Raw genomic sequence first — 25,241 nt, 5'->3', positions numbered from 1 at the left:
GCGTCAAACCTTGGCTCAGGGGAGCGCATTGCGTCCGGGTGCGAGACGCCCGGACGGCGACCGGCCCGCGCGAGGTGCGCGGGAACGTGCAGATCACCGGGGTGCGGCAGTGCGCTACCGGGGTCCCTTGACTCCGGAGGCTGCTTGGCATGCCCGTACCTTCCAACACCGAGCCGGACCGCACGGACCTCCCGGTCGTCGATCGCGACGCCGTGTGGGACGAGGACGTCGTCGCGGTCCACGGCGAAGCCGACGACACGGACACCTGCACCTGCGACGGCATGCCCGGCCTCTGCCTGAGCTGTGAGCCGCCCGAGCCGCGCTACGCGAAGCTCGATCGCCGTCACTGCCTGATGGACGAGGAGGGCGGCGAGGGCGAGGGCGACGAGGACATCGACCCGCGCGTCCTCAGACTCGTGAACGCCTGTGCCGGAGGAATGGCGGAGGACCCTTCCTTCGACCTGAGCCGCGAACTCCTGCCGGACTTCGACCCTCACACGGTCGAGGAACTCACCTCCCTCACCGAAGTCGCGCAGAGGAAGCTGGACGCGGAGCGGTGGGACACCGACGGATCCTGGAATCTGGTCTGGTTCTCCTGCGAGAGCGACGTCACCGACCCCGCCCGGGAAGGCGAGGACTTCGGCCCCTCCGACGGTGGCCCCGACGAGGAGACGGACGCGATCCGCTGCCAGGCGTCGATCGTGAACGACGACGGTGCCCCGAGCCTCCGGATAACCGGTACGCGCCGTGGAGAGCAGCACGTCATGCACTACGCGCCCGTGTTCCGCCCTCGCGACGAGATCCCGGACGTCAGCACTCTGGAAGGGCTGCGGGACTGCTTGCGGCGGGCGACCGAGCAGCTGACCGAGGCCGGTTGCGAGATGGCCTGCGAGTGGTCGGTGGACTGGTGGCGCTGCCACGTCCGCCTGGCCGACCTGGACTACTGACAACGGGGCACGACGCCCCGTGCCGCATAGAGGTGTGATGGACAACGGGACGGTCCGACGGCCGGGAAAACCGACCGCCAAGGGCGGTACCAAGTCGAGAGCGGCTGCTGAGCGTGTCTCCAAGCGGGAGGCCGAGCTCCGGCGTCGACGTGCTCTGCTGAACGCGGAGTTCGCCCGCGACGCCGAGCGGCGACGCAACGGACTGGGGGCCGCTCCGGTCAGGGCTGAGAAGCCGGCGAGCCCGGCTGCGCCCGGAAAATCGGGCCGGACCGGCAAGCGGGCGAAGAAGCCTCCGACCCGCGGCCTCTCGGCGACTCCCGCTGTCCGGGCCGCCCCCGTCGCGGACAGGGGTGTGGACCGACAGCAGAGACTCCCCAGGATCGCGCCCGCGTACATGGTGTTGACCGCAGCGGACCTGCAACGGGAGCGGCGGAGGGAGCAGGCCCGGAAGAAGAAGCAGGCGGAACGGCTGCAGGCGAAGCAGAAGGCGCGGACCGCCGGGAGTTCCGGGACACCCGGCACGGGCACCCGTCGGGCGAAGGCGAGCGGAACGGGCTCGCGGGCGACCGAGCCCCGTCCCGCGTAGGAGATCGTACGTGCTGCCGCACGTCGGGCGTACGGCACGTCCCGCCTTCGGGAAGATCCCCCGAACCCCTGTCCAGGGGAAGGGCGGCGACCTAGCCTGATCAGGGAGTTCCGTCGTGATCGCCGGAGACGGGGAACACGACGGGAGGGGGGAACAGCAGGTCGGGGAGGGGACGCCCGTACGTCGCCGGGGGAGCGTGCCCATGCCACGCCCCCTCACCGCGTGCCGGGCCGTGCCACCCCGCCGAGGGAGGGTCATGAACCACTGGGTCGGCATCGTGTCACTGCGGGAGACCGCACCGCCCACGCCCGTGCACCGCATCGCCCTCGCGATCGAGGCCGCACGGGGCCGGACGGCGTACACCCTGGGCGGACGACAGGTGCCGTACGCCCGTATGCGGTCGGTGCTCCGCGGGCTCGCCCAGCGGTACGCGAGCCGTTCCGAGTGGGAGAGATGGCAGTACTGCGTCGACCTGGCCGGTGACTTCTTCAACGGTGGAGAACCCCGGAGAGGCCTGCCCACCTGGCTCCTCGCCGACCTCCGGGACGTCCTCGACCGGGGCGGTGCCGTGGCGAAGAAGCACCGTCCCAGCTCCGGCCCGGCCGGCCCGCGCGGACCGCCGTGCGCCGGCCGGACCCGTCCGCGGGGTCCCCCGCGCCGAGCGGCAGCTCGCTTCCCGCGACGTCACGTATCCGCCGCTGATCACCCCGCCCACGGAACTGGTGGCCGGCGCCGGGGAGAAGGTGCGCACGTCCGTACGGGAAACCGCCGGAACGTGGGACGCCACTCCGGAGGCCGTCGCGTGGCTCGGGCTGGCCGCCGAACACCGCAGCCACCTCTACGAGAGCTACGAGGCCGATGCCGTCAGCCCGTACGTGCTCGGTCTGCTCGACCGGCTCGGTGCCACCGCGCTCGACGTGATCCTCCTGGACGCCTATGCGCAGTGGGCCCGGCCGCACAAGTCCGGTGAGCAGTCTGCCGATCACGTCCGGCGGCGGCGTGCCGCGGAACTGGCCCTGGGCAGGTGGGCCACCGGCGGCGGTCTGCCCCGTATGGGCACGGGGGAGGCGCAGAAGCCGGCGCCGTCCGTGGGCGAGGGCGTCGCCCGGCAGATCCTCGGCGTACTCAGCCTGACCGGCGCGTACGACACCGCACGGCGGCTGGTCGCCGCCGTGTGGCCCGATCTCCACCGCCCGTCGGCGGAGACCGGGCCCGACCCGGTCTCCAAAGCGCAGTCCGTCTTCGGGAAGGAAGGGCTGACCTACGAAGACGACGGACAAGAGGGGCCGGACCACCAGAGGATCTTCCGGATCGTCGCCCGTACCGGCGCGGGACGGAGCGCCCTCGGTGTCGGACGTTCGAAGAAGGGGGCTCGCGCGGCCGCGGCCCAGGCCCTGCTGGACAGGTACCCGCAGATGGCGAAGGCCGCCGCTCCGGCAGCCCCGTCGGCCGGCACCCCGGCGGCCGTACCCGCCCGGCCGTACCGCCTCCCGGACCTCGGGCACCGCGACGCCGTCGTCGACCTGGCAGCCATGTTCGAACTCGGGCACCGGGCGGACGGACTGCTCGCCCAAGCCCTCACTCACGCGTCCTGGGCCTACGAGAACCAGGCCGCGGTCGGCGCGGCGCACCAGCGGGCCAATGACCTCCTCGCCCATCAGGGGTCGTTCGTCATCGACCACATGGTGGCCCACACCAGAGCCCGTACCGCGCTCGCCCGTGATCTCCGGCTCGACGAGGACGACGCCCGTCTCCTCACCTCGACCGACGAGGACACCTCTCGGCTCGGTGGCATATTCGCCGTGGGCGACGGGCTGCTCACCGGTCACGGCGAGAGCGGGGAGGGACGGGGCGCGGTCTCCGACGCGGCCCAGGCGGTGGTCGCCGCGGCCTGGCGGGTACGCGGCCCGGAGCTCCTGCGGCGGCGCCCCGTCGTCCTGGACACCTGGCTCACCGGGCTCGACCACCGGCACGATCCGGTGACCGTGCTCGACGCACTGGCGGCCGTGTACGGCATGACGTGCGATTTCGAGGAGCAGACCTCGGGACCGGACCACTGCAGGAGCTTCACCGCCACCGCCGTCCTGAGGGACGCCACGGGTCAGGTCCACCGGTGGACCGCCCGTCCCGAGGGGCAGACCGGGAAACAGGAGGCGAAGAAGGCGACCGCCCAGGAAATCCTCGACATCCTGGCCGCGCCCGCTTCCCCCAACGCCTTCGACACCCTCGCCCTCCGCCGCCGTGACCTGCTGACCGGCCTCCTGCGTGCCCAGTTCGGCGGTCTCGGCGCCACCACCGAGCGTCAGCGCACCCGCATCCTCGCTCGCGGAGACCTCGGTGCCGACCTCCTCGCCACCGGGGACACGGAGGCGTTCCGGGGCTGGGCCGAACGCGTCGACGCCCTGCTCGGCCGGAACGGTACGACAGTGCCCGATCCGCTGCGTGAGCTGTACCAGCAGGCCGTCCACGACACCCGCCGGGGCCCCCGTTCCCTGCTGCGGCGCATGGCCGCCGAACATGGAACCGACAGCGCGGGCGTCGTCCGGCGGCTCGCCGCCGATGCGGTACGACGCGCCGCGGACACCGGGCCGTGGGAGAAGACCGTCCGCGACATCGTCCAGGACTGGTGGCGCGACCAGGCGCCCGACACCGGTGTCACGGTCCGCGACGACATGCGCCGGGACGCCTTCGAGCCCCTGCGCGTCCAACTTGGCGCGCTGCACGAGACGCTGAAGTGGTGCGGTGAGGCCGCCGACGCGGCCGGGACCCCGGTCGACGTCGAACTGACCGTCCAGGACGGCACGTTGCACGTCTGGATCGGTCTGCACAGCATCGACGTCAGGGCTGCCTGCGGCGACTTCGCCCAACTCCTGTCCCGCACCCTGCCGTACACCGACTGCCTGGTCGACGACGACCACGTACTCCTGCGCCTGCACGGCCGCCCCGACCCGAGCTCCCTCTCCTCGCTCGCGGCGGCCGGAATGGACGCCTACCTCGGGGAGAACGGTGTGCGACGACCCACCGAGACCGTCTGATCCCGGGTCCGTCCTGCCGGAAAAGCCCCCTGTCCCGGTGTTCCGGGACAGGGGGCTCCGCCCCTCGCGGGTCCACGGGAGCCGATGGCTCAGCCGCCCATCGCGTCCAGTGCGCCGAGTTCCGCCATCAGGCCCAGGCGGTCGTACTGCCACCAGCCCTCGGCCATCTTTCCGTTCTCCCCGCACCGGAAGACGGTCGTGCCGGTCATGGAGACCTTCTTCCCGGACGCCGGGATCCCCATGAAGTCGCCCTTGTGCGTGCCGTTCCAGGTCCACCGGGTGCAGACCCGGTCGCCCTCGGTGATCTGGTCCTCGATCGTGAAGGCCATGTCGAAGCCGCCGCGCCACATCTCGATCACGCGCCGCACCGCGTCGAGCCCGATGGCGTCCTGCTCGCGGCTGGGATCGTGGTCGTGATAGCTCTCCGCCATCAGCCCGTCGAGCGGCGGCAGCTCACCCGGGGCGGCCACCGTCTCGAAGAACCCGCGGACGGTCGCCGCGTGGAGCTGGTCGTCGCGCACCACGTCCAGGTCCGTGAAGGTCGGCATCTCGTCGCAGAGCGCCACCATCTCCTGGAAGATCTTGTCCGTCTCGGGCAGGTTCGAGTTCCGCATCGCGTCCTCGTACGACGGGAACTCGACGATCTCGATGAAGTGCGAGGAGTCGGACCGGTCCTTGGCGACGATGCTGTGCGTCGCGGTCCGCTTCCCCTTGGTCTGCTCGACCCATGTGTCCATCAGCTGGTCCATGCGGTCGAACCGGCTGGTCTTGCAGTCGATGAGCTGTACGAACGTCATGTCGCCGCCTCCGATCCCCCGGGTCCGGCTCTGTCACGCCCATTTTCCCACCGCGGGGGCGCGATGCCCTGCGCTCAGGCGGTCCGCCCCCAGATCCTGTCCGGTCGGTGCGTGCGGCCCGCGCGGGCCCAGGCGGCCGGCCGGACGACATCGGCGGGCAGGTCACCCACCCGCTGGTGCGCCAGGGAGTGCAGGACGGCCAGGACGGCGGCGAGTTCCTCGGGCGTCGGTTCGCCGGACACGACGCGGATGCCGTCGGCCCCGCTCATGCCGGCTGGTTCCCGTGCTTGCGGTGCGGCAGCGGCGCGCTCTTCGTGCCCAGCATCCGCAGCCCCGAGGCGAGGACGGCGCGCGTGGACTGCGGGGCGATCACGTCGTCCACGAGACCGCGCTCGGCTGCGTAGTAGGGGTGCATCAGCGCCTCGCGGTACTCGGCCACACGCCGGCCCCGGGCCGCCTCCGGATCGTCGGCCGCGGCGATCTCGCGGCGGAAGATGACGTTCGCGGCGCCCTCCGCACCCATCACGGCGATCTCGTTGGCGGGCCACGCGTACGACAGGTCCGCGCCGATGGAGCGCGAGTCCATGACGATGTACGCGCCGCCGTACGCCTTGCGCACGATCATCTGGATCCGGGGGACGGTCGCGTTGCAGTAGGCGTACAGAAGCTTGGCGCCGTGCCGGATGATGCCGCCGTGCTCCTGGTCCACGCCGGGCAGGAAGCCGGGCACGTCGACCAGCGACACCACCGGGATGTTGAAGGCGTCGCACAGCTGCACGAACCGCGCGGCCTTTTCACTGGCGTGGATGTCGAGGACCCCGGCGAGCACCAGCGGCTGGTTGGCCACGATGCCGACGGGACGGCCCTCGATACGGCCGAGCGCGCAGATGACGTTGGCCGCCCAGCGCTCCTGGACCTCCAGGAACTCCCCGTCGTCCAGGACCTCCTCGACCACCCGGCGCATGTCGTACGGCTGGGACGGATCCGCGGGGACGATGTCCAGCAGCTCGGTGCAGGGCCGGTCGGCCGGGTCGTCGCAGGGCGCCTCGGGCGGTGTCTCGGTGCTGTTCTGCGGCAGCAGGGAGAGCAGATAGCGGACCTCTTCGAGGCAGGCCGGCTCGTCGTCGTGGGCGAAGTGCGCGACCCCCGACGTCTCGGCGTGCACGTCGGCGCCGCCGAGCCCGTTCTGGGTGACCCGCTCGCCCGTGACGGCCTGGATGACGTCGGGGCCGGTGATGAACATCTGGGACGTCTCGCGGACCATGAACACGAAGTCGGTCAGGGCGGGCGAGTAGGCGGCGCCGCCCGCGCACGGGCCGAGCATCACGCTGATCTGCGGGATGACCCCGCTGGCCCTGGTGTTGCGCTGGAAGATGCCGCCGTAGCCCGCGAGCGCGGTGACGCCCTCCTGGATACGGGCGCCCGCGCCGTCGTTGAGGGACACCAGGGGCGCGCCCGCCGCGAGGGCCAGGTCCATGATCTTGTGGATCTTCTGCGCGTGGGCCTCGCCCAGCGCGCCGCCGAAGATACGGAAGTCGTGCGCGTACACGAAGACCGTGCGGCCGTGGACCGTGCCCCAGCCGCCGATCACGCCGTCCGTGTGCGGGCGCCTGTCCTCCATCCCGAAGCCGGTCGCCCGGTGTCGGCGCAACGGCTCCAGTTCGCTGAACGAGCCGGGATCCAGCAGGAGTTCGATGCGCTCCCGGGCCGTCAGCTTGCCCTTGGCGTGCTGCCGGCCGGTGGCGGCGGCGTCCCCCGCGACCACGCCCGCGCGCAGTCCCTCCAGTTCGGCGGTGCGGGCCCGCAGCGACGGCGGGGCGGCCGGTGCCGCGAACTCCTCCTCCAGTTCGGCCAGTTGGCTGCTGTTCACGGTCTGCACCGTCATGGTCGTCTCCTTTCGGTACGGGTCTTCGGTGGTACCGGGTCAAAGGCGCAGGCCGCGGTAGCGGCGGGGCCAGATGCCGTGGGCGCCGGGGGCCAGTACGCCCGCCGGGTCGAGCGCGTCCTTGACCCGTTCGCCGAGCCGCCGGAGCGCGTGCCCGTGGAAGGCGTACGTCTCCGCGACCCGGTCCATCAGGGCCGGATGCGCGTGCCGTACGCCGAGCCCGGCCGCCGCCGCGTCCGTGACCAGGCGTTCGCCCAGGGCCAGGGTGCGGGCCCGGTCGTCCGGGTCGCGGATGTCGAACACGAGGGGCACATGGTGGTGCAGCACCCGCCGGCCCACCACGAACGAGCCCAGATAGTCCTTGCCGGCCGCCCGCGCGAGCCCGCGCACCCGGGTGTACTGCGCCAGCGCGTCCGCGCCGGTGGCCGGCAGCACGGGCGTCACGGAGAGGTGTCCGCCGTGCTCCAGCCAGCCGTCGGCCGCGTCGCCCCACAGACCGGGGGTGTCACGGCCGTCGTCCGGTTCGCCGAGCCGGCAGCGCACCCCGGGGATCGGCGCCAGGGCCGTGCGGACGGCGTCCCACCGGGCGTGCACGAGGGGGCGGCTGCCCGCCACGGCACCGTAGGCGTTCCAGCGGCCGAGTCCCAGGTCGGCCATGACGGGAGAGTGGTCGCCGTCGGGCACCGGGCCCGGAGCGCCGGGGAGGGTGTCGCGGCGGCGTCCCGCGGCGGCCGCGTCCAGGAGCAGGCTGCGTACGGTGGGCGACTCGGTGAGCGTCCCGTCGGCGCGCAGCGTCCGCAGGGCGTCGACGAGCGGGCCGAGGTCCTCGGACCGGGGGACGGAGACCGTGAAGGTACGGCGGTGCGGGGGCGCGGGGCGGAGCGGGACGCCGAGTTTGGTGACGACCCCCAGGTTCGGCGGCGCGAACATCGCGTCGAAGGAGGGGCCGAAGCCGTAGGGCCACAGATGGGCGCAGCGCGAGGAACGCAGGCCGCCCATCCCGGTGCGCACGAGGTCGCCGTCCGGCAGCACGACCTCCATCCCGCACCACAGCGCGGGCTCGTCCTCGTAGGGGGCGAGGCCGCCGGTGGCCAGGGCGTGGCCGACGACGCTGTCCCAGCCCAGGCCCACGGGGTCGACCCGGTAGGGCAGTTCGCGTGCGGAGAGGTGGGCGGCGAGGTCGACGAACGTGACGCCGGGCTCGAGGACGGCGTACCCGAAGGTCTCGTCGACCTCCAGCACCCGGTTCATCCGGCCGAGGTCGAGGACGACGGCACCGGGCAGCCGGGGTGCCGCGCCGCCGAGCCCGGTGTTGCGTCCGGGCAGGGCGGGCGCGAGCGGCACCCCGTAGGTCCTGGCGACGTCCAGCACGCGCCGTACGTCGTCGACCGAGCCGGCCAGCAGCGCCGCGCTGGGGACGAAGTGCCCGGGGCCGAGCACCGGTTGCGGGTCGTCGTAGCCGAGGAGGGCGATGTCCTCGTCGGTCAGGACCCGGGAGTCGCCGAGCACCGCGCTGAACGCGGCGAGCGCCTCGGCGAACTCCCAGGGACCCACTCCGTGCGGGAGCCGGCGACGGCCGCCCACGGCGGTCACGGCCGTCCTTCCGGGACCTGTGCGGCCTCCTCCGTGAGCCGCACAGGGGAGCGCTGCGAAGGAGTGAACGCCTGGATGTCGATGCGTGCCCAGACACCCGACACGGCGAACGGGTCGGCGAGGGCGTAGTCCTCCACCTGCTTCCGGTTCGCGGCCTCGACCACGATCAGGCTGCCGACCGCGGTGGTGCCGTCGGCGTCGACCAGGGGTCCGTAGAGCACCGGCCGTACGTCCGCGGCGCGGAGCCGGGCCGAGTGCGCGGGCCTCAGGGCCGCCCGCAGGCCGGCGGTGCCCGGCGCGTCGAGGCAGTGGATCGCCCACAGCATCTGTCTCTCCTCGGTTCGTGGGGGCAGGGAGTCGAAGGGGCAGGGATCGAAGGAACAGGGGTCGCAGAGGCAGGGGTCGCAGGGACAGGGGTCGCAGGGACAGGGACGGTGGGGGGACAGGGACGGTGCGGACAGGGACGACGGTGGGGGGAGGGGGACGGGGGTGCGGGGAGCCCGGCGGTGGCACGCGGCCGACCGGGTCTCAGGCCACCCGGTCGCCGCTCATCGCCGGTGCGGACTGCTCACGCAGCCGGGTCAGCTCCGCGGACACGGCCTGGCGGGCCGCGATCTTCTCCTGCTTGACGCTGAACGGCTCCGGGATCACCCGGTACTCGGCGTCGATCACACTGGCGAGCGTGTCCCCGTGGTGGATCGAGATCCGGCACTTGAAGACCGGCCCCACCGGGGTCCGGGTCAGCTCCAGCAGTTCGTACTGAAGCGTCGCGGCGAGCGGGAAGACGAAGCTGTGGAAGGTGGAGCCGACCGAGCCGATGACGAACCGGGTGCGGTCCGGCCCGGTGACGTAGAACTGCTCGGTGACCACCGTCCAGAACTGCCGGGCGGCCTCCAGGAGCGTGATGGCCGGGATGTGCTGGCCCGTGAGGTGGTCCTCCAGGACCTCCACCTGCTGGTCGAGGACCAGGTCGGCGGCGAAACGGTGCTCGCCGGTCTGGCCGACCGGCCCGATCAGGACGTTCTTGGCGTCGTGCTTGTGGGTGAGCCGCTGCCGGGCCCGCTCGGGAACCCCGGGCTTGGCGACCGTGACCGCCGGCGCGAGCCGGTCGGCCAGGGCGCGTATCTCCTCCAGCTCCCCGTCGCTCAGGCCCTGCCCGATGCCGACCGTCAGGCCGTCCGGTATGTCGCCGGAGCGCAGCCGGGCCAGCAGGTCGGAGACGGGGACGGTGCCGCGGTTGACGAGGAAGTCCTCGAAACGGTCGCCGACCGCGATGACGGCGTCGGGCGACACGGACTGTGCCGTGGATCGTGACATGGTCGGTCCTCCGGAAGTGGTGGTGGACGGGACGGGCTCAGGCGGCGGCCGCGGCCAGGTTCGCCAGCGTCTCGACGTAGGCGTCGGCCAGCGCGCCCACCGTCCGCACGTCGGAGATCACGTAGTCCTCCTCGAACGGGTCGGCGCCGAACTCCGCCTCCAGCTCGATGATCAGCCGGGCCAGCAGCAGCGAGCTGAGCCCGATCCGGGCCAGGGGCTCGTCCCCGGTGAGCAGACGCACGGGCTTGCCGTCCTCCTTCAGCAGGGCGTTGATCCGCTCGTGGACGGTCGCGGTGATGTCGGTCGTGGTCAGCATGTGATTCCTCCGTCGACGACGATGGTCTGCCCCGTGATGAACGAGGCGTCGGGTGAGATGAGGTAGAGGACGGCGTCGGCGATCTCGTGGATGTCGCCGAGCCGACCGAGCGGCGTACGCCGCTGGATGCGCTCCCGGTTCCGGTCCGTGACGTCGGACGTCATGTCGCTGTCGAAGAAGCCGGGGACGATCGAGTTGACCCGGATGCCGAACGCGCCGAGCTCCCGGGCGAGGCTCCGGCTGAATCCGTCGAGCCCCGCCTTGGTGGCGGAGTAGACGGCGACACCGCGGTAGCCGCGGATGGCGTTGATGGACGAGACGTTGAGGATCTGGCCGCCGCCCTGCCGCGTCATCGAGCGGGCGCAGGCGTGCGCGAGCGTGATCGGGGCCACCAGGTTGGCGGCGATCAGCGTCGCGGTCTGCTTCGCGGACGTGGTCAGGAACAGCTCCTGGTGCAGCACCGCCGCGTTGTTGATCAGCAGGTCCACCCGGCCGAAGCGGCGCCGTACCGTGCGGACGAACTCCCGCAGCGAGTCGGGGTCGGTGAGGTCGGCGGCCTCCCACAGGAAGCGGTCCTCCGCGGTGACCTGGAGCTCCTTGACGAACTCGTTGGCCGAGCGGCTGAACGTCGCCACCCGCCAGCCGTCCGTGAGCAGCCGTTCGACGAGGAGCCGGCCGAGTCCCTTGCTGCCGCCGCTGATCACGGCGACGCGGTCGCCGTCACCGGCCGCCTTCACGGTTCCGGCTTCCGTCCCTGCCGCCGCCGCTGCTCCGGTCGCGGCCGCCTGCGCGGCTCCGGGCGGAGCCTCCGTCGCTGCTCCGCTCGCGGCCGAGGGCTCGCGGGCGCTCACGCCAGGCTCCGGATCTTCTTGTAGCGGTCGGAGTGCAGGGGCGCGGCGGCGATCTCGACGAGCGCCGGCACCTTGTACGGCTCCAGGCGCTGAGCGCAGAACTCCCGTACCCGGCGCGTGACATCACGCCGGTCCTCGTCCTCGACCAGCTGCACGGTGGCCTTGACCACCATGCCGGTCACCGGGCTGGGCCGGCCGCTGACGGTGGCCTCGGCGATGTTGTCCAGCTGGAGCAGGACGCTCTCGACCTCGCTCGGGTAGACCTTCTCGCCGCCCACGTTGATGATCTCCGAGTTGCGGCCCAGGATCCGCACCCAGTCCCCGTCCACCTCGACGACGTCCTGCGTGTTGAAGTAGCCCTCCTCGTCGAAGGGGGCCGGGGCGTTGAGGTAGCCCAGCATGGCCATCTCCGAGCGGATCCACAGGACGTTGTCGACGATCCTGTGGTCGAACCCGGAGTCGCCGAGCTTCACCCACAGCGTGTCGTCGCCCCGGGAGCGGGTGGGCAGGATGCCCAGTTCGGAGAGGCCGTACGTCTGCTTCAGCCGGACCCCCGGGAGCGCCTTGGCCAGACGCTGCAGCGTCTGCAGCGGCATCGGCTCGGTGCCGTACGTGACGAGCCGGAGGGAGTCGGTGGCGTGCCGCTCGTGGGCTCCGGAGATCAGCACCATGTTCAGGAAGGTCGGCGTGGTGGGCAGGATCTCCACCCGGTGCTCGTCGACCGCCCGGAAGACGGAGTCCGGCGTGCGCTCGGCCACCGTGATCACGGTGCCGCCCTGACTGAGCGTGTGCAGCAGGGTGTTGACGCCGCCGATGTGGTCCAGGCTGAGGAAGGAGAGGATGCGGCCCGGCCGGGTCGGCGCGCCGTAACGGCCGAGGACCTTCTCGAAGTCCAGCACCGACGCCTTGCTGCGGCCCGTGGTGCCGGAGCTGAACAGGACCAGGCCCGGATGCCCGGTGGCGCACAGTTGCCCGTACAGCTCGTGCGTCGCCTCGCGTCCGGTGCGCTCGGCCCGGTGACCGCCGCCGTTCGCGTCGACCTCGATCACCACCTCCACCTGGGCGACGTCCAGGAACTCCGCGCGCTTGGCGCCCGGGATCGCACTGAGCGGGACGACGACCGCGCCGCGCTCGATCAGCGCGAGCAGGCCGGCGCAGGCCTGCGGGGAGTAGGCGCCCTCGAGCGTGACGACCTCACCCGCGGCCACCTGGTGGCGGTCCAGGAAGCCGCGCCAGTCGTCGACGAGGCGCAGCAGCTCGTCGTAGCCGTGGGAACGGCCCTCGAAGACGACGGCCTCGGTGTCGCCGAAGGTTTTCAGCCGGTCCAGGAAAGGATGGGACATCGAATTCTCCCGTTATTCGTCCGCATTGTTCGGTGGCGTTTATCGGTCGCGTTGTTCGGGCCGCGAATTCCCTTGCTCTCTTTCGATGGGAAAACTCTAGGCCGGTGTTGTTCCGGGTTTCAATCTGCCTTTTCCGGGACCTCGTACGGAGTGGCCGAACCGGTGTAGCCGTACGGCCGGAATGCTTGGGCATACCCGGACGGCCATGTAGCGGAAGAGGTATCGGGCAGGGCACCATCGGGGCAGCGATGTGCTGCCATGACCTTGTCCTGGGATGGCAGTGGCCCGCCGTGCGCGGCGGGCCCCGGTGCGCCTTTTTCACGGCGCCGTTCCCAGGAGAAGAAAATGATTCGGCAGATACTTCCGCCCGCCGTCGCCGTGGCCGACACCACGGCCGATCTGATCGACTCCCCGGTGTTCCCGGAGGAGCAGCCGTATGTGGCGGACTCGGTGGAGCACCGCAGGCGCGAATTCGTGACCACCCGGGGGTGCGCCCGTACGGCGATGACCGCGCTCGGAGTGCCGCCGGCGGCGGTCGGCTCGGGTCCCAAAGGGGAGCCGGAATGGCCGGCCGGGGTGACGGGCAGCATGACCCACTGCGACGGCTACCGGGCGGCGGCCCTTTCGCACAGCCGCGAATTCCACTCCATCGGGATCGACGCCGAGCGCCACGAGCCGCTTCCCGAGAAGCTCGCCGACTACGTCACCGGCCCGGACGAACGGGCCCACCTGCGTGAACTGGGGCGCAGCCACCCCGCGGTGCACTGGGCGACCGTGCTGTTCAGCGCGAAGGAGACGGTCTACAAGGCCTGGTATCCGCTGGCCCGGCGCTGGCTCGGCTTCCGCGACGCCCGGCTCACCTTCGACCCGGACGCGGGAACGTACACGGCCCGTCTGCTGGTGCCCGGGCCGGTGGTGGACGGTGTCCGCGTCGCCTGGTTCACCGGCCACTGGGCGGTGCGCGACGGAGTCGTCCTCACCGCGATCGCGGTGCGACGCGCCCGGTGAGCCGGCGGTGAGGGAGCCGCGGCGGCCACGACGGCGCCCCGCGCAGGGCCGACAGCGCGTCGTGGCTCGTCCGGCTGGGTGTTCAGCGCCGTTCGGCGGCGGTCAGCAGCCGCGCGGGGGAGGCGTCCGGGGACGGCAGGTGCCCGGGGGTCGCGGGCAGGACCGGCCAGTCGAGACGCTGGGCGTGCTCCAGCAGCACCCGGTCGCCGCCGACGACCACCGGGTTGCCCACCGCGCCGAGCATGTCGAGGTCGCTGGAGTGGTCGCCGTAGCAGCTGCAGTCCGCGGCGGTCAGGCCGAGCTCCGCGACGGTCTCGCGCACGGCGTCGGCCTTGACCGAGCCGATCATCGGCCGTACGACCTCGCCGGTCAGCCGGCCGTCGGTGTCCACCAGGGGCTCGGAGCACAGGATGCGGTGCGCGCCGAGATCCTGGGCGAGCGGTTCGAGGCAGCCCCGGAACGACCCGGAGACGAGGACCACCAGATGGCCCGCCTTGCGGTGCCGGGTGGCCGCGGCCCAGGCCGGGACGACGACCGCGTCGGATCCCCGGCGGTACTCCTGCCACCAGTCCCGTCCGGCCTCCAGCAGGGCCGCGTACGGCACGCCGGCGAAGCGCCGGTAGTAGGCCCGGTTGATCTCCGAGCGGTGCACGCCCGAGGCCGCGGCCCGCCGCACACCGGCCATGACGGCCTCGTGGCCGCTGCCGTCGTCGCCCTGCCGGGCCATCCAGAAGCGCAGGAAGTGGAACATGCTCTTCGTGTTGACCAGGGTCTCGTCGACGTCGAAGAAGGCGGCGGGGGCGATGGAGGCGTTCATGGGGAGGGTCACCAGCCGTTCGTGAGGGAGGAGGCGACCGCCTGCCCGGCGGCCGACGGGACGGGGCGGACGTCCCCGTCCGGGGCGGAGCGGTGCGCGGTGAGGGCGCCGCCGTCCGGGGCGGAGCGGTGCGCGGTGAGGGCGCCGCCGTCCGGGGAGGGGCGCTGTGCGGGGAGGGCGTCGCCGTCCGCGGGGGAGCGCTGTGCCGGGCGGCCGACGGGGTGCGGGGACACCGGGGCGCACAGGCCCTCGCGCAGGGCGCGGACCGTCGCCAGCGTGCGGTTGGGGCAGTTGAGCTTGGCGAGGATGCTGGCGACGAGGCGCTTCACACCGTGCTCGGAGATGTGCAGCCGACGGGCGATCTGCTTGTTGCTGAGGCCCTCGACGAGATGCCCGAGGGCCTCCCGCTCCCGCGGTGTCAGCCGGGGCGGCGCCTGGACGGCCTGCCGGTCGCCGTGTCCGCGCCCCGCGAGCTGGAGCAGGTCGCGGGTGAGCTCGGCCGGTATGTGCACCTCGCCTCCGGCCATCGCGACGAGCACCTTGTGCAGGTTCTCGGTCCGCAGACCCTCCGAGCAGAGCAGCGAGGCGCCGGACAGGGACGCCACCCGGTGCAGGTCCACGGAGTCCAGGTCGGGCAGGAGCAGCAGGACGCGTACGCCGTAGGCGGCCACGCGGTGCAGTACGGAGTCGGGGTCCAGGTCCGTGCCCCCGGGGGCCACGATCAGCAGGTCGGTCGCCGGGGCGCGCACGGCGTCCACGGCGGACGTGAGGTCGGCGAAGGCATGGCAGGCGGCGACCTCGCGGAGGGACCTCAGCATGCCTTCGAGTCCGTAGCGCTGCAGGTCGTCGCGGATGGAGAGAACGACGTTCAGGGACTGGGCGGCGACTGGGTCGAGAGCGGCGCGGTGCGGTGACATGGTGGCCTTACCTCCATGGGTCCTCTGGGTCCTCGGCGGTGCCCCCGTGGGCCTTCCATGCCGAAGACGCTAGAGCCGCCGGGGCCCGCGCAGGGGCCCAGTGCCTCCAAGACGGGGGGTGCGCGGACCGAAAGTGGCAGGGGGATGCCCCGGTCGCCGGACACCCCGCGCCCGTCACGCGATACACCGCCGACCGGGGGCGAAGCGCCGGCTCCGAACCCCGGCCCCTTGGAACTCCCGGCCCCTTGGAACTCCCGGCCCCTTGGAACTCCCAGCCCCTTGGAACTCCCGGCCCCTCCCTCAGACCTCGACCCGCGCCGCGACAGCCCGCCTCGCGAACTCCACCACGTGCTCGCGCAGGTCCGTCTCCGGCTTGGACGGGTCCAGGATCAGCCGTGCCATCTGCGGCACCGCGTGCGGCCACACGGCCAGGCCGATCAGGCTCAGCAGGACGGGAGCGACCTCCGCGGACACCGCGTCGCCCAGGGCCGGGGAGAACCCGAGGCTCCCCGCGAGTGCGGTGATCTTGTCCTCGTAGTGACCGCGCCGGCCGTCCTCGCCCGGCAGCACCTCGTTGCGGTAGTGGAGGCCCTCCCACAGCAGGAGCCGCACGAGCACCGGGTTGTCGCGGTGGAAGTCGTAGACCCGCCCGACGTACTCGGCCGGGTCGTCCCCGCTGTGGAGCGGCACCGCTTCGGCGACCTCGTCGAGGGCCCGGCCCACGACCGCGTCGAAGAGCTTCTGCTTGTTGCCGAAGTAGCCGTAGATGCGCTCCTTGTTGACTCCCGCGCTCGCGGCGATGCGGTCGACGCGCGCGCCGGCAATCCCGTGAGCTGCGAATTCTTCCGTCGCGGCGGTGAGCAGCCGCTCCTTGGTGAGGCCCGGATCCCGTGTCATGACTCCAGGCTAGGGCGCGCGCCCCCGATTGCCAACCAACTGGATGGTTGACATCCAACTGGTTGGTTGCTTTAGTTGGGTTGTCGCCGGGACGAGGCACCACGGTCCCGGCCCCAGGACTCCGCACCGCCCCGCATCACCCCGCACCGTCCGGCCCCCGCGGCCGGCGGAGCGGTCCAGCGATCCAGATGTTCAGCAGCGCAGACGCCGACCGGATTGGAATCCGCCATGACCACCGTCGCTCCCGGCACCACCGAGGCCATCGCCGCCACCACGACCGCCGCTCCCCGGCCCGCGGCGCAGGCCCAGGCAGCGCCCCCGGTGGCGCTGCCCTCGATCCACACCCGGTTCCTGTTCACCTGGCTGTCGGTCTTCTCGGCCCTGACCCTCGCGCAGCTCCTGATCGGCCCCTACGTCATGGGCCTCCCGGTGCTGCTGCGCAACCTGATCGTCACCGGCGTGGTCGTCCCGGCCGTGGTCTACGCCCTGCTCCCCACGCTCCTGAAGGTGCGCGCCTCGGTGCTCCGCCGCCGCTCGTAGGTTCCGGCACGCGGACGACCGTTCGTGGGCACCGACAGGCCCGGCAGCCCCCCGCTGCCGGGCCTGTTTTCGTCCGCCGTCCTCGTCCGCCGTCCCGCCGGCATTCGGTTGCTTTTTCAAATGAATTCCAAAGGGCGCTTTTGCGCCACCTTCTGACAGAACTCTGTTGAATATGCTTACTCTGCACCCGGATCAGACGCTGTGGGGGTGGCTCTGCGCCACGGGGGAGGAGGGCGTTTTGAGCGAGTTAACGGGCAGCCGGAGCGGCAGCAGCGCCGACCGTATCGGCGCCGGAAGTATTTCCGTGAACCACTTCAGGTCCTACGAGGACGCGGCCGTCGCCGCCTATGCGGCACGCCTGCGGGCCATCAGCAGCCCACTCGTCGGCGAGCCCCGCGCGTGGCAGCAGTGCGAGCTCCAAGCCCGTCGAATTTTCGCCGATTGTGCCGAGAGCATCGCCCTCGGACGGACCACGGTCACCGACAGCCAGATCGCCGAGGTGGTCGACCTGGGCGCGATCCGCGTCCGGCAGAGCATCCACCTCACCCACTCGGTGCGCGCCGGCGTCATCCTCTTCGACACCGTGCTCGAATACCTGCTCAAGAGCATCGAGGACGCCGGGGAGGACGATTCCGAGCGCGTCGACGGGTACACCGTCGCCGTCCGCGCCCTTCAGCAGGGCATCGGCCGCCGTCTCGAGGTCGGCTCGATCGCGTACGACTCCTTCATGCTCGGCCGGGTCCGTGAGGTGCACGAACAGGGTCACCGCAAGCTGGCCCGCGAGATCCACGACCAGGTCGGCAACTCGCTGAGCCTGGCCATGCGCCAACTCGAGCTGTACGAGGTCGAGCTGGGCCGGCAGGGGGGCGACGTGCCCCCGACCGTACGGGCCGCCCAGGCGGCGATCCTGGAGACGCTCGCGCGGACCAGGGAACTCGTCACCGAACTGCGCCGCCCGTCCGTCTCCGGCTGTCTCGAGGAGGCGATCAACCAGTTCGTGGCCTCGATGGGCGACTCGGTGGCCCCGGTGCGGGTCTGGGTGCGCGGCCTGGACGAGTGGATCCCGCAGCCCGTGTCCGAGGAACTGTTCATCATGGTCCGCGAATGCCTGCGGAACGCCTTCCGGCACGCGGAGGCGGGCAACATCGTGGTCCACATCGACATCGCGCCGCACGAGATCCAGACCGAGATCATCGACGACGGCCTAGGTTTCGACACCGCCAGGACCCGCGCGGGCGACCGCGCCAACGGTCTGACCGGGCTTCAGGAGCGGGCCGACCTGGTCGACGGCACCCTCCACATCGACTCGGCGCGCGGTCGCGGGACCCACGTCACCATCTGGATACCCATCAAGGAAGGCCACGGCGTCCGGTGAACGAGCACGACAAGTCCTCGGCGGGCGGCGAGCACTCCGGCATCGTCCGCATCCTCGTCGCCGACGATCACACCCTGCTGCGCGAGGCCCTGTGCGACCTGCTGCGCACCGAGCCCGGATTCCAGGTGGTGGCCCAGGCGGGCAACGGAGAGGACGCCGTCCGGCTCGCCGCCGAACACCGTCCCGACGTCGTCCTGCTCGACATCGAGATGCCCCGCAACGACCCGCCGCTGACCGTCCGCAGGCTCCTGGAGCGAGACCCCGGCCTGCGCATCATCGTGCTCAGCATGTACGACGGCCAGCAGCTGGTGCAGGAGCTGCTGCGGCTCGGGGTCAGCGGCTATCTGCACAAGAGCGCCGGCCGCGAGACGCTGGTCTCCGCCGTGCGCGACGGCGACGGCGGCAGCGGGCGCACGGTCACCGTCTCCGTGTCCCCCGCGAGCCTGCGCCCCGAACCGGCCGCACCCGAGGGCACCCTCTCCGAACGCGAGGTCGAGGTTCTCGGCCTGGTCGCCGAAGCCATGAGCAACCGTCAGATCGCCGTACGGCTCGGGATCGCCGAGGGCACCATCAAGCGCCACATGCGCAACATCTTCGCCAAGCTCGACGCCGTCTCCCGTATCGACGCCGTCAACAAGGCGGTCGAACGCCGGCTGATCCCCGCTCCGGGCCGCGCCCCCGCCGAACCCCGCTTCGGAGCGGGCCCGCGCCACGGGGCCTGAGGGCAGAAGGGGCGGCCCGGAGTGTCCGTGTCCCCCGGGAACTCCGGGGAGACACGCGCACACCGGGCCGCGCGGCGGTCGGTCCGCAGGAGGATCGGTCCGCAGAACGGTCGGGTAGCGGGACGGTCGGTCCGCAGCACGGTCGGGCAGTGGCACGGCCGGTCCGCAAGGTGGACGGCCCTGACGGCGGGCCGGCCGGCACGGTCCTACGGCGTCGGCCGGACGAGCGCCGCGAAGACCGCCAGATGCACCAGATACTGCGTCACCATGAAGGCGCGGTAGGGAGTGCGCGCCCGCGCCGCGTCCCCCCGGGTCGTCCGGCACAGGACCGCCACCGTGACAGCGCCGCACAGCAGCGCTGCGGCCGCCGGTCCCAGGGGCGCGGGACGGAGCGCGGCCACGGTCGCGAAGCCCCCGGCGACCACGAGCGCCCCGACTGCGGCGACGAACCGGGCCGTCGTGTCGCCCCAGGCCGTGACCGAGCTGCGCCGCCCGGCCGCCGCGTCGCCGGCGACGTGCGAGAAGTCCTTGGTGACCGCGCCCACCGCGGCCATCCACAGCGACATCGCGGAGGCGACCGCGAGATCCGTACCGGTGGGCAGCGTCCGGCCGGCGGCCGTCCATCCGGCGGCGTAGGTCAGCAGCCCCATCAGGAGCACCGAGCCGGAGGCTCCCGCGGCGGTCCGCTTCAGCTGGAACGGCGCCGCGGAGTAGGCGTACCCGAGCAGCAGGAACAGCAGGTCGTACGTGGTGAGCAGCGCGCTGCCGGTCGACAGCATCGCGGCCACGGAGCCGACCGCGCACAGCCACGTCCACGCGGCCGCGGTCCCGGGCGCCAGCTCGCCCCGCGCGATGGGGCGGCCCGTCCTGTTGACCAGGTCCTCGTGCACGTCGCACACCCCGTTGATCCCGTACGTGAACAGCGTCGCGAGCGTCCAGCCGGCACCCGGCACCACCACGGACGCTCCGAGACCGGAGAACCCTCCGCCGGCCGCGAGGACCGCGCCGGTCAGGAAACGCATCAGGAAGATGAGCTGGACGCTGGGGCGGGCCTCCTCGAGGAACAGACGGAGGCCGAGGCTCTTTCGTGGGGCGGCCGCGGCCCCGACGAGGTCCGTGCGGCCGGTGCCGCCCGTCCCGCGGGCCGGGTGCCGGGCGGTGTCGAAGGCACGGGGAGGAGGAGCGGTCCCCGTGCGGGTCTGCGTTGTCCGAGCGCTGAGTCGTGCGGTGTGTACCCCCATGGCCGAGGACGCTAATGAACCCCGGACCACGCACACATCCCCCATCGGCGGTCCTACCGGTACTCCCTTTGGGGAAGGTGGAGTATCGGAAGGACCGCCGACGGGGGTGCCGGTCACCGGCTGGTTCACCGCTCCTGCTGCGCCCCGGTCACCGAGGGGAGATTGACCAGGAGCGCGGCCAGCAGACCGATGATCAGGCCGGTGAAGTGGACCTGCTGCGCGGCGCCGATGTAGATCCAGTAGCCGAACCACATGCCGCCGGTCAGGAAGAGCAGGAAGAGACCGACGAACGCGCCCAGCGCCAGGTTGGTGTGCCGTGTGGTGGCGAGACCGGCCTCGAGGCCGCGCGCCCGGCGCACCTGCAGGACCGCGGCCCGGGCGAGCAGGGCGACCGTGAGGATCTCGTACAGGATGACGCCGATCAGGGTGGGGGACGCCATCGAGTCCGGCAGCGCCCGCCACTGCAGGCCGTTGCCGCGCACCGGGTCGTGGATCAGGTCCGTCATGGTCAGCATGCGGCTGATCAGCGCCCGGTTGGTCCCGAAGTCGTTCAGGTTGTTCAGTGTCACGAGGCCGAGCCACAGGGTCAGCCCGCTGAGCAGGAAGGCGTTGAACGCGGCGAGTCGCGAGCGCACCGCGAGGTCGGAGCGGCCGGCGGACGGGGTGGACGCGCCGCTGTGGGCCGTCCGGGCGGCAGTGAGCGCCATGGGAGTCTCCTCGGTGATGGGGCGGAGCGTGGGGAGCCGTGACATCCCGGGCGCCTCACCATGGGGCCGCCCGGTGCTTTCGACCCCTTCAGCCTGCCGCCGGCCGCCCGGCCCGGACAGATCCCTCTTCGACCTGCCCGTCCGGCCTCACCGTCCGGCCCCCGCACACCACGGGGCCCGCTGCCGGAGACCCCCCGAGGCCTACTGGGGGCCGTACTTGCGGCCCGTCTTCGAGGAGATCCCGCCGAGCAGCGCCCGCGGGGTCACCTTCACCAGTCCCATCAGCGCCTTGTAGCGCGGATCCGGAACGGACAGCGACTTCCCGCGCGCCAGGTCCGCCAGCGCCGCCGCGACCAGCTTGTCGGCGTCCAGCCACATCCAGTTGGGGATGTTGTCCGTGCCCATGCCGGCCCGCTCGTGGAACTCGGTGCGCACGAAGCCCGGGGCCAGCGCCATCAGCCGCACCCCGCTGCCCGCGAGGTCCTTCGCCGCGCCCTGCGTGAACTGCACGACCCACGCCTTCGACGCCCCGTAGGTGCCGCGCGGCACGAACGCGGCCACGGACGCCACGTTGACGACACCGCCCCGGCCGCGCTCCCGCATCGCCTCGGCCGCCGCCGACGTCAGCCGGAGCACCGCCTCGCAGTGCACCTTGAGCATTTTCAGCTCGTCCGCCATCGACACGTCCAGATAGCGGCCTTTGTTGCCGAAGCCGGCGTTGTTGACCAGCAGGTCGACCGGGTTGCGGCGGTCCGACAGACGGGCGGCGACCTCCTCGATGCCCTCGTCCGTCGCCAGGTCCGCCGTGAGCACCTCCGCCTCGATGCCGTGCTTGTCGTGCAGCTCGGTCGCCTGCTCGTGCAGCCGCTTCGTGTCACGCGCGACCAGCACGAGGTCGTGCCCGTCCGCCGCCAGCCGCCGCGCGAAGGCGGCACCGATCCCCGCGGTCGATCCCGTAATCAGAGCCGTTGTCATGGCGCAAGGGTAGTGACCGGCCGGACCCCCCGCCCGCCGTCGACGGGTTCCCCGGCGACGGCCGCCGACGCCCCTGTCAGCCGTGCTTGGCCACGTACTCACGGGCCGTGGCCAGGGCCTCCGGATGCAGTGCCTCGCCCGCGGCCAACACCCGCGGCAGCAGCTTCCGTTCGATGGTCGCGGCGCGGAACTGGAGGGCGACCGTCACGTCGTGGTCCGGCCGGTGAAGGATCTCCACCGGGTCCCCGGAACGGATCTCGCCGGGCTCGATCACCCGCAGGTACGCGCCCGGCGCGCCCTGGAGCGTGAACCGCTTCACCCAGCGCTTCTCGCCGAGGTGCTCCTGGAAGGTGCGGCACGGGATGCGACCGCAGGTGACCTCCAGGACGACACCGGACCCGATCCGCCAGCGTTCACCGATCAGCGCGCCGGACACGTCGAGGCCCAGGGTCGTGAGGTTCTCGCCGAACATGCCGTTCGGCAGCGTCCGGCCGAGCTCACCCTCCCAGGCGTCGAGGTCCTCGCGCGCGACCGCGTACACCGCCTGGTCGTCGCCGCCGTGGTGCCGCAGGTCGCACACCGCGTCCCCGGCGAGGCCGCTGCCGCCCGTCCCCTTGGGGCCCGGCGCCGCCACCCGGACCGGCCCGTCGACCGGCAGCTTGCCGATGCCGGTCAGGCCCTCGGGCTGGTCGGTGTACGCGACGGCCTGTGCCCGGCCCAGGTTCAGTGACAGAAGCCTCATGGCATCAAGCTAGGTCATACATGCCAAAGCGTCGACGCGATATTGGGCACAGAACCCAAGGCGCGCTTATGCTCGAAAGGTGATCGAGGCCCGTCATCTCCGTGTCCTGCGCGCCGTCGCCACCACCGGATCCTTCTCGGCGGCGGGCCGCGAGCTGGGCTGCACCCAGCCCGCCGTCAGCCAGCAGATGAAGGCCCTGGAGTCGTCCGTGGGCACCCCCCTGCTCGTCAGGACGGGCCGCGAGATGCGTCTGACGCAGGCGGGCGAGGCCCTGGTCAAGCACGCGGCCAGCATCCTCGCCGGGCTCACGGCCGCCGAGGAGGAGGTCGCCGCGATCGCCGGTCTGCGCGCGGGCCGGGTCCGTCTGGTCTCCTTCCCCAGCGGCAGCTCCACCCTCGTGCCCACCGCCCTGGCCGCGCTGCGCGCCGCCCACCCCGGCACCCGTGTCTCCCTGGAGGAGGCCGAACCGCCCGAGTCCGTGGAGAAGCTCCGGGCCGGCGACTGCGACATCGCGCTCGCCTTCCGCTACGAGAACGCCCCGGGGGCGGAGGAGTGGGACGACCTCGTCGTACGGCCCCTGCTGACGGACCGTCTGGTCGGCCTGGTGCCCGAGGGGCACCCGCTCGCCCGCTCGGAGTCCGTCGCGATCGGCGAGTTCGCCGGTGAGTCCTGGATCGCCGGCTGCCCGCGCTGCCGCGGCCAGCTCGTCGAGGTCTGCCGCGACGCCGGCTTCGAGCCCCGCATCGACTTCGCCACCGACGACTATCCGGCGGTGGTCGGACTCGTGGGCGCGGGCCTCGGCGTGGCCGTCCTGCCGGAGCTCGCGATCGAGTCCGTACGCCCGAAGGGGGCGCGGACCGTGACGGTGGAGCCCGCGGTGAGCCGGGAGATCGTCGCCCTCACCCTTCCGGACCTCGCCGGGGTGCCGGCGGTGGCCGCGACGCTGGACCGCCTGGCCCGGGCGGCGGCCCGCTAGCGCTCCGCCCGCGAGGTACCGGACCGTCAAAGCCGGTACACCCACTTGGCAGAAACGTTCCTTCAGTTGTTCGAGGCGGATGTGTTTCCGGTGGCCGCCGCCGACACCAGCCGGTTGCGTGCCCGTCCCATGAGCTCTTCGCGCTCGTCCTCGGTCAGCCCGCCCCATACGCCGTACGGTTCGCGCACCGCCAGCGCGTGCGCCGCGCATTCCGCGCGCACCGGGCATCTCATGCAGACCTCTTTGGCCGAGTTCTCACGAGCGCTCCGTGCCGCACCACGCTCGCCCTCCGGGTGGAAGAAGAGCGAGCTGTCGACCCCTCGGCAGGCCGCGAGGAGCTGCCAGTCCCAGAGGTCCGCGTTCGGACCGGGAAGGCGGGAGAAATCTGCCATTGCGTGTCCCCTTGTTGCCGTTCTGGGCTGCTCTGTGCCCACCGACCGTACATCTACGATCTAAGGAGATGAAAATATGACTCATTGCGAATCTAGCCTCAGACACCAGCGAATGGGAAGAAAACCGGCTAAATGGGGCATGGGTTGTGATGAAACGTTGAGGGTCGGCGCGCATGTCTGCACCGTGTTTGTGTCCTCACGTACAGTGCCGATGACGGCCGACTGCCCCGTAACTCTTTCGAGTGACCATCGTTGAGATGGCTGAGGCGGTTGAAGGTACAAGCGCTCGGGTAGGTGGCCATATCCGCCTGCGAGTGTCGACCGCACAGGTGACGATTCGTAACAGCCTGGAGGCTCAAGGTGACGCGCATCAGCTGCGGAGGACGGTCATGACATCCGTCCTCGTCTGCGACGACTCCCCGCTTGCCCGAGAGGCGCTCCGCCGCGCGGTCGCGACCGTGCCCGGTGTCGAGCGCGTGACGACGGCGGCCAACGGCGAGGAAGTCCTCCGCCGCTGGGGAGCCGACCGTTCGGATTTGATTCTGATGGACGTACGCATGCCCGGTCTGGGCGGCGTCGAGACGGTCCGGCGGCTGCTGTCCGCCGACCCCGGTGCGCGCATCATCATGCTCACCGTCGCCGAGGACCTGGACGGGGTGGCGCTCGCCGTCGCCGCCGGCGCCCGCGGCTATCTCCACAAGGACGCCTCACGGGCCGAGCTGCGCGCCACCGTGACCCAGGCGCTCGCCGACCCGACCTGGCGGCTCGCCCCGCGCAGACTGCGCTCGGCCGAGATGGGCGCCGCGCCCACGCTCACCGCGCGTGAGATCCAGGTCCTCGAGGGAATGAGCCACGGGCGCTCGAACGCGGAGATCGGCCGTGAGCTGTTCCTCTCCGAGGACACGGTCAAGACCCACGCCCGGCGTCTTTTCAAGAAGCTCGGCGCCTCGGACCGGGCGCACGCGGTCGCGCTCGGATTCCGGTGGGGCCTGGTCCGCTAGGTGAGCCACCTCGCGGGTATGGGTATGACGGCAGCAGTCCCTGCCCGCCGAACGGCGGGCGGGGCCGGGCCCTCGGTGGGGGCCTCCTCGGTGTCCGATCCCCGTTTCCCGGCGGATGCCGCATCCTTGAGGTGTGGAGTTCCTTGGGGACAAGTCGGTCGAGCGGAAGGGGAGGGCGCAGGAGATGAGTTCCGGCGCACCTGCTCATAACGCTTCGGTGCACAACTACGGACGCGGTGCCGCGGACAGGACGACGCCAAG

The 25,241-nt window shown here is 71.9% G+C and carries 26 protein-coding genes; 9 read left to right on the top strand and 17 right to left on the bottom strand.

Annotated features, from left to right (window positions below):
* The first annotated feature begins 149 nt into the window (after positions 1 to 149).
* The 3 genes from IO36_RS37005 to IO36_RS48710 all read left to right on the top strand — a co-directional run bounded on the left by IO36_RS37005 (position 150) and on the right by IO36_RS48710 (position 4,568).
* Complete coding sequence (locus tag IO36_RS37005) at positions 150 to 947, top strand: hypothetical protein (RefSeq protein WP_037626876.1); 798 nt, start codon at positions 150 to 152, stop codon at positions 945 to 947.
* 394 nt (positions 948 to 1,341) lie between these two features.
* On the top strand, positions 1,342 to 1,533 hold the full coding sequence (locus tag IO36_RS37000; RefSeq protein ID WP_037626874.1) for a hypothetical protein: 192 nt from the start codon (positions 1,342 to 1,344) through the stop codon (positions 1,531 to 1,533).
* Positions 1,534 to 2,096: 563 nt separating this feature from the next.
* The gene (locus IO36_RS48710) at positions 2,097 to 4,568 is read left to right on the top strand and encodes a hypothetical protein (protein WP_245173622.1); all 2,472 of its coding nucleotides are present in this window, start codon (positions 2,097 to 2,099) and stop codon (positions 4,566 to 4,568) included.
* An 89-nt stretch (positions 4,569 to 4,657) separates the two neighbouring features.
* Here IO36_RS48710 and IO36_RS36985 read toward each other — a convergent pair whose 3' ends face one another.
* The 9 genes from IO36_RS36985 to IO36_RS36945 all read right to left on the bottom strand — a co-directional run bounded on the left by IO36_RS36985 (position 4,658) and on the right by IO36_RS36945 (position 12,670).
* Positions 4,658 to 5,365 (bottom strand): ester cyclase, encoded by a 708-nt coding sequence (locus IO36_RS36985; RefSeq protein WP_037626871.1) that lies wholly within the window; start codon positions 5,363 to 5,365, stop codon positions 4,658 to 4,660.
* Between the two features lie 74 nt (positions 5,366 to 5,439).
* Entirely contained in the window at positions 5,440 to 5,634 is a 195-nt protein-coding gene (locus tag IO36_RS36980) for an acyl-CoA carboxylase subunit epsilon (protein WP_037626868.1), read from the bottom strand.
* Positions 5,631 to 7,250: an acyl-CoA carboxylase subunit beta gene (locus tag IO36_RS36975; protein WP_107065893.1), complete on the bottom strand. Its 1,620-nt coding sequence runs from the start codon at positions 7,248 to 7,250 to the stop codon at positions 5,631 to 5,633. The genes IO36_RS36980 and IO36_RS36975 overlap by 4 nt, the downstream gene beginning before the upstream one ends.
* 39 nt (positions 7,251 to 7,289) lie before the next feature.
* Positions 7,290 to 8,843: an FAD-binding oxidoreductase gene (locus IO36_RS36970; RefSeq protein ID WP_245173621.1), complete on the bottom strand. Its 1,554-nt coding sequence runs from the start codon at positions 8,841 to 8,843 to the stop codon at positions 7,290 to 7,292.
* A complete protein-coding gene (locus tag IO36_RS36965; protein ID WP_051901224.1) occupies positions 8,840 to 9,169 on the bottom strand; it encodes a YciI family protein in 330 nt (109 codons plus the stop codon). Before IO36_RS36965 ends, IO36_RS36970 begins: the two co-directional genes overlap by 4 nt.
* A 202-nt stretch (positions 9,170 to 9,371) precedes the next feature.
* Positions 9,372 to 10,160 (bottom strand): AfsA-related hotdog domain-containing protein, encoded by a 789-nt coding sequence (locus IO36_RS36960; protein ID WP_245173620.1) that lies wholly within the window; start codon positions 10,158 to 10,160, stop codon positions 9,372 to 9,374.
* A gap of 37 nt (positions 10,161 to 10,197) precedes the next feature.
* A complete protein-coding gene (locus IO36_RS36955; protein ID WP_037626864.1) occupies positions 10,198 to 10,476 on the bottom strand; it encodes a phosphopantetheine-binding protein in 279 nt (92 codons plus the stop codon).
* A complete protein-coding gene (locus IO36_RS36950; protein WP_245173619.1) occupies positions 10,470 to 11,327 on the bottom strand; it encodes an SDR family NAD(P)-dependent oxidoreductase in 858 nt (285 codons plus the stop codon). The genes IO36_RS36955 and IO36_RS36950 overlap by 7 nt, the downstream gene beginning before the upstream one ends.
* The gene (locus IO36_RS36945; RefSeq protein WP_037626861.1) at positions 11,324 to 12,670 is read right to left on the bottom strand and encodes a class I adenylate-forming enzyme family protein; all 1,347 of its coding nucleotides are present in this window, start codon (positions 12,668 to 12,670) and stop codon (positions 11,324 to 11,326) included. Before IO36_RS36945 ends, IO36_RS36950 begins: the two co-directional genes overlap by 4 nt.
* Positions 12,671 to 13,015: 345 nt before the next feature.
* On the opposite strand from IO36_RS36945, the gene IO36_RS36940 reads away from it, so the two are divergent.
* The gene (locus IO36_RS36940) at positions 13,016 to 13,678 is read left to right on the top strand and encodes a 4'-phosphopantetheinyl transferase family protein (RefSeq protein ID WP_037626860.1); all 663 of its coding nucleotides are present in this window, start codon (positions 13,016 to 13,018) and stop codon (positions 13,676 to 13,678) included.
* An 82-nt stretch (positions 13,679 to 13,760) separates the two neighbouring features.
* Here IO36_RS36940 and IO36_RS36935 read toward each other — a convergent pair whose 3' ends face one another.
* The 3 genes from IO36_RS36935 to IO36_RS36925 form a co-directional block, all read right to left on the bottom strand.
* Complete coding sequence (locus tag IO36_RS36935) at positions 13,761 to 14,507, bottom strand: HAD family hydrolase (protein WP_245173618.1); 747 nt, start codon at positions 14,505 to 14,507, stop codon at positions 13,761 to 13,763.
* On the bottom strand, positions 14,504 to 15,412 hold the full coding sequence (locus tag IO36_RS36930) for a helix-turn-helix transcriptional regulator (protein WP_063764943.1): 909 nt from the start codon (positions 15,410 to 15,412) through the stop codon (positions 14,504 to 14,506). Before IO36_RS36930 ends, IO36_RS36935 begins: the two co-directional genes overlap by 4 nt.
* 300 nt (positions 15,413 to 15,712) lie before the next feature.
* Entirely contained in the window at positions 15,713 to 16,309 is a 597-nt protein-coding gene (locus IO36_RS36925) for a TetR/AcrR family transcriptional regulator (protein ID WP_037626859.1), read from the bottom strand.
* 228 nt (positions 16,310 to 16,537) lie between these two features.
* Here IO36_RS36925 and IO36_RS36920 point away from each other — a divergent pair, with 228 nt between their 5' ends.
* The 3 genes from IO36_RS36920 to IO36_RS36910 all read left to right on the top strand — a co-directional run bounded on the left by IO36_RS36920 (position 16,538) and on the right by IO36_RS36910 (position 18,946).
* Positions 16,538 to 16,849 (top strand): putative antibiotic biosynthesis monooxygenase, encoded by a 312-nt coding sequence (locus IO36_RS36920; protein ID WP_037626857.1) that lies wholly within the window; start codon positions 16,538 to 16,540, stop codon positions 16,847 to 16,849.
* 238 nt (positions 16,850 to 17,087) lie between these two features.
* Positions 17,088 to 18,224, top strand: a complete 1,137-nt coding sequence (locus IO36_RS36915; protein WP_245173617.1) for a sensor histidine kinase — start codon at positions 17,088 to 17,090, stop codon at positions 18,222 to 18,224.
* Positions 18,221 to 18,946: a response regulator gene (locus IO36_RS36910; protein WP_245173616.1), complete on the top strand. Its 726-nt coding sequence runs from the start codon at positions 18,221 to 18,223 to the stop codon at positions 18,944 to 18,946. The genes IO36_RS36915 and IO36_RS36910 overlap by 4 nt, the downstream gene beginning before the upstream one ends.
* Positions 18,947 to 19,152: 206 nt before the next feature.
* Here the strand turns inward: IO36_RS36910 and IO36_RS36905 are convergent, their stop codons facing one another.
* The 4 genes from IO36_RS36905 to IO36_RS36890 form a co-directional block, all read right to left on the bottom strand.
* Positions 19,153 to 20,187, bottom strand: a complete 1,035-nt coding sequence (locus tag IO36_RS36905; RefSeq protein ID WP_078943677.1) for a UbiA family prenyltransferase — start codon at positions 20,185 to 20,187, stop codon at positions 19,153 to 19,155.
* Positions 20,188 to 20,312: 125 nt separating this feature from the next.
* Positions 20,313 to 20,894 (bottom strand): DUF2165 family protein, encoded by a 582-nt coding sequence (locus IO36_RS36900; RefSeq protein WP_037626854.1) that lies wholly within the window; start codon positions 20,892 to 20,894, stop codon positions 20,313 to 20,315.
* 201 nt (positions 20,895 to 21,095) lie between these two features.
* Complete coding sequence (locus tag IO36_RS36895) at positions 21,096 to 21,869, bottom strand: SDR family NAD(P)-dependent oxidoreductase (protein ID WP_037626852.1); 774 nt, start codon at positions 21,867 to 21,869, stop codon at positions 21,096 to 21,098.
* 76 nt (positions 21,870 to 21,945) lie between these two features.
* Positions 21,946 to 22,611 carry an MOSC domain-containing protein gene (locus tag IO36_RS36890; RefSeq protein ID WP_037626851.1) on the bottom strand — a complete coding sequence of 222 codons (666 nt, stop codon included), beginning with the start codon at positions 22,609 to 22,611 and terminating at the stop codon, positions 21,946 to 21,948.
* A gap of 79 nt (positions 22,612 to 22,690) precedes the next feature.
* Here IO36_RS36890 and IO36_RS36885 point away from each other — a divergent pair, with 79 nt between their 5' ends.
* Positions 22,691 to 23,587, top strand: a complete 897-nt coding sequence (locus tag IO36_RS36885) for a LysR family transcriptional regulator (protein ID WP_037626850.1) — start codon at positions 22,691 to 22,693, stop codon at positions 23,585 to 23,587.
* A gap of 62 nt (positions 23,588 to 23,649) precedes the next feature.
* Here the strand turns inward: IO36_RS36885 and IO36_RS36880 are convergent, their stop codons facing one another.
* The gene (locus tag IO36_RS36880) at positions 23,650 to 23,979 is read right to left on the bottom strand and encodes a WhiB family transcriptional regulator (RefSeq protein ID WP_037626848.1); all 330 of its coding nucleotides are present in this window, start codon (positions 23,977 to 23,979) and stop codon (positions 23,650 to 23,652) included.
* A 389-nt stretch (positions 23,980 to 24,368) separates the two neighbouring features.
* Between IO36_RS36880 and IO36_RS36875 the strand changes: the two genes are divergently transcribed.
* Positions 24,369 to 24,980: a response regulator transcription factor gene (locus IO36_RS36875; protein ID WP_003948568.1), complete on the top strand. Its 612-nt coding sequence runs from the start codon at positions 24,369 to 24,371 to the stop codon at positions 24,978 to 24,980.
* Positions 24,981 to 25,241 lie beyond the last annotated feature (261 nt).

The organism is Streptomyces aureus, from assembly GCF_000725495.1.
GTDB lineage: Bacteria > Actinomycetota > Actinomycetes > Streptomycetales > Streptomycetaceae > Streptomyces > Streptomyces aureus_B.
The sequence above is the reverse complement of the archived record's forward strand: the minus strand, read 5'-3'. Positions and strand labels throughout refer to the sequence as shown.

What these genes read in the sequence shown, in the direction of transcription:
- IO36_RS37005 (WP_037626876.1), top strand. Translation starts at nt 150, where the DNA reads ATGCCCGTACCTTCCAACACCGAGCCGGACCGCACGGACCTCCCGGTC.
- IO36_RS37000 (WP_037626874.1), top strand. Translation starts at nt 1,342, where the DNA reads ATGGTGTTGACCGCAGCGGACCTGCAACGGGAGCGGCGGAGGGAGCAG.
- IO36_RS36985 (WP_037626871.1), bottom strand. Translation starts at nt 5,365, where the DNA reads ATGACGTTCGTACAGCTCATCGACTGCAAGACCAGCCGGTTCGACCGC.
- IO36_RS36980 (WP_037626868.1), bottom strand. Translation starts at nt 5,634, where the DNA reads ATGAGCGGGGCCGACGGCATCCGCGTCGTGTCCGGCGAACCGACGCCC.
- IO36_RS36975 (WP_107065893.1), bottom strand. Translation starts at nt 7,250, where the DNA reads ATGACGGTGCAGACCGTGAACAGCAGCCAACTGGCCGAACTGGAGGAG.
- IO36_RS36965 (WP_051901224.1), bottom strand. Translation starts at nt 9,169, where the DNA reads ATGCTGTGGGCGATCCACTGCCTCGACGCGCCGGGCACCGCCGGCCTG.
- IO36_RS36960 (WP_245173620.1), bottom strand. Translation starts at nt 10,160, where the DNA reads ATGTCACGATCCACGGCACAGTCCGTGTCGCCCGACGCCGTCATCGCG.
- IO36_RS36955 (WP_037626864.1), bottom strand. Translation starts at nt 10,476, where the DNA reads ATGCTGACCACGACCGACATCACCGCGACCGTCCACGAGCGGATCAAC.
- IO36_RS36945 (WP_037626861.1), bottom strand. Translation starts at nt 12,670, where the DNA reads ATGTCCCATCCTTTCCTGGACCGGCTGAAAACCTTCGGCGACACCGAG.
- IO36_RS36940 (WP_037626860.1), top strand. Translation starts at nt 13,016, where the DNA reads ATGATTCGGCAGATACTTCCGCCCGCCGTCGCCGTGGCCGACACCACG.
- IO36_RS36930 (WP_063764943.1), bottom strand. Translation starts at nt 15,412, where the DNA reads ATGTCACCGCACCGCGCCGCTCTCGACCCAGTCGCCGCCCAGTCCCTG.
- IO36_RS36925 (WP_037626859.1), bottom strand. Translation starts at nt 16,309, where the DNA reads ATGACACGGGATCCGGGCCTCACCAAGGAGCGGCTGCTCACCGCCGCG.
- IO36_RS36920 (WP_037626857.1), top strand. Translation starts at nt 16,538, where the DNA reads ATGACCACCGTCGCTCCCGGCACCACCGAGGCCATCGCCGCCACCACG.
- IO36_RS36905 (WP_078943677.1), bottom strand. Translation starts at nt 20,187, where the DNA reads ATGGGGGTACACACCGCACGACTCAGCGCTCGGACAACGCAGACCCGC.
- IO36_RS36900 (WP_037626854.1), bottom strand. Translation starts at nt 20,894, where the DNA reads ATGGCGCTCACTGCCGCCCGGACGGCCCACAGCGGCGCGTCCACCCCG.
- IO36_RS36895 (WP_037626852.1), bottom strand. Translation starts at nt 21,869, where the DNA reads ATGACAACGGCTCTGATTACGGGATCGACCGCGGGGATCGGTGCCGCC.
- IO36_RS36890 (WP_037626851.1), bottom strand. Translation starts at nt 22,611, where the DNA reads ATGAGGCTTCTGTCACTGAACCTGGGCCGGGCACAGGCCGTCGCGTAC.
- IO36_RS36880 (WP_037626848.1), bottom strand. Translation starts at nt 23,979, where the DNA reads ATGGCAGATTTCTCCCGCCTTCCCGGTCCGAACGCGGACCTCTGGGAC.
- IO36_RS36875 (WP_003948568.1), top strand. Translation starts at nt 24,369, where the DNA reads ATGACATCCGTCCTCGTCTGCGACGACTCCCCGCTTGCCCGAGAGGCG.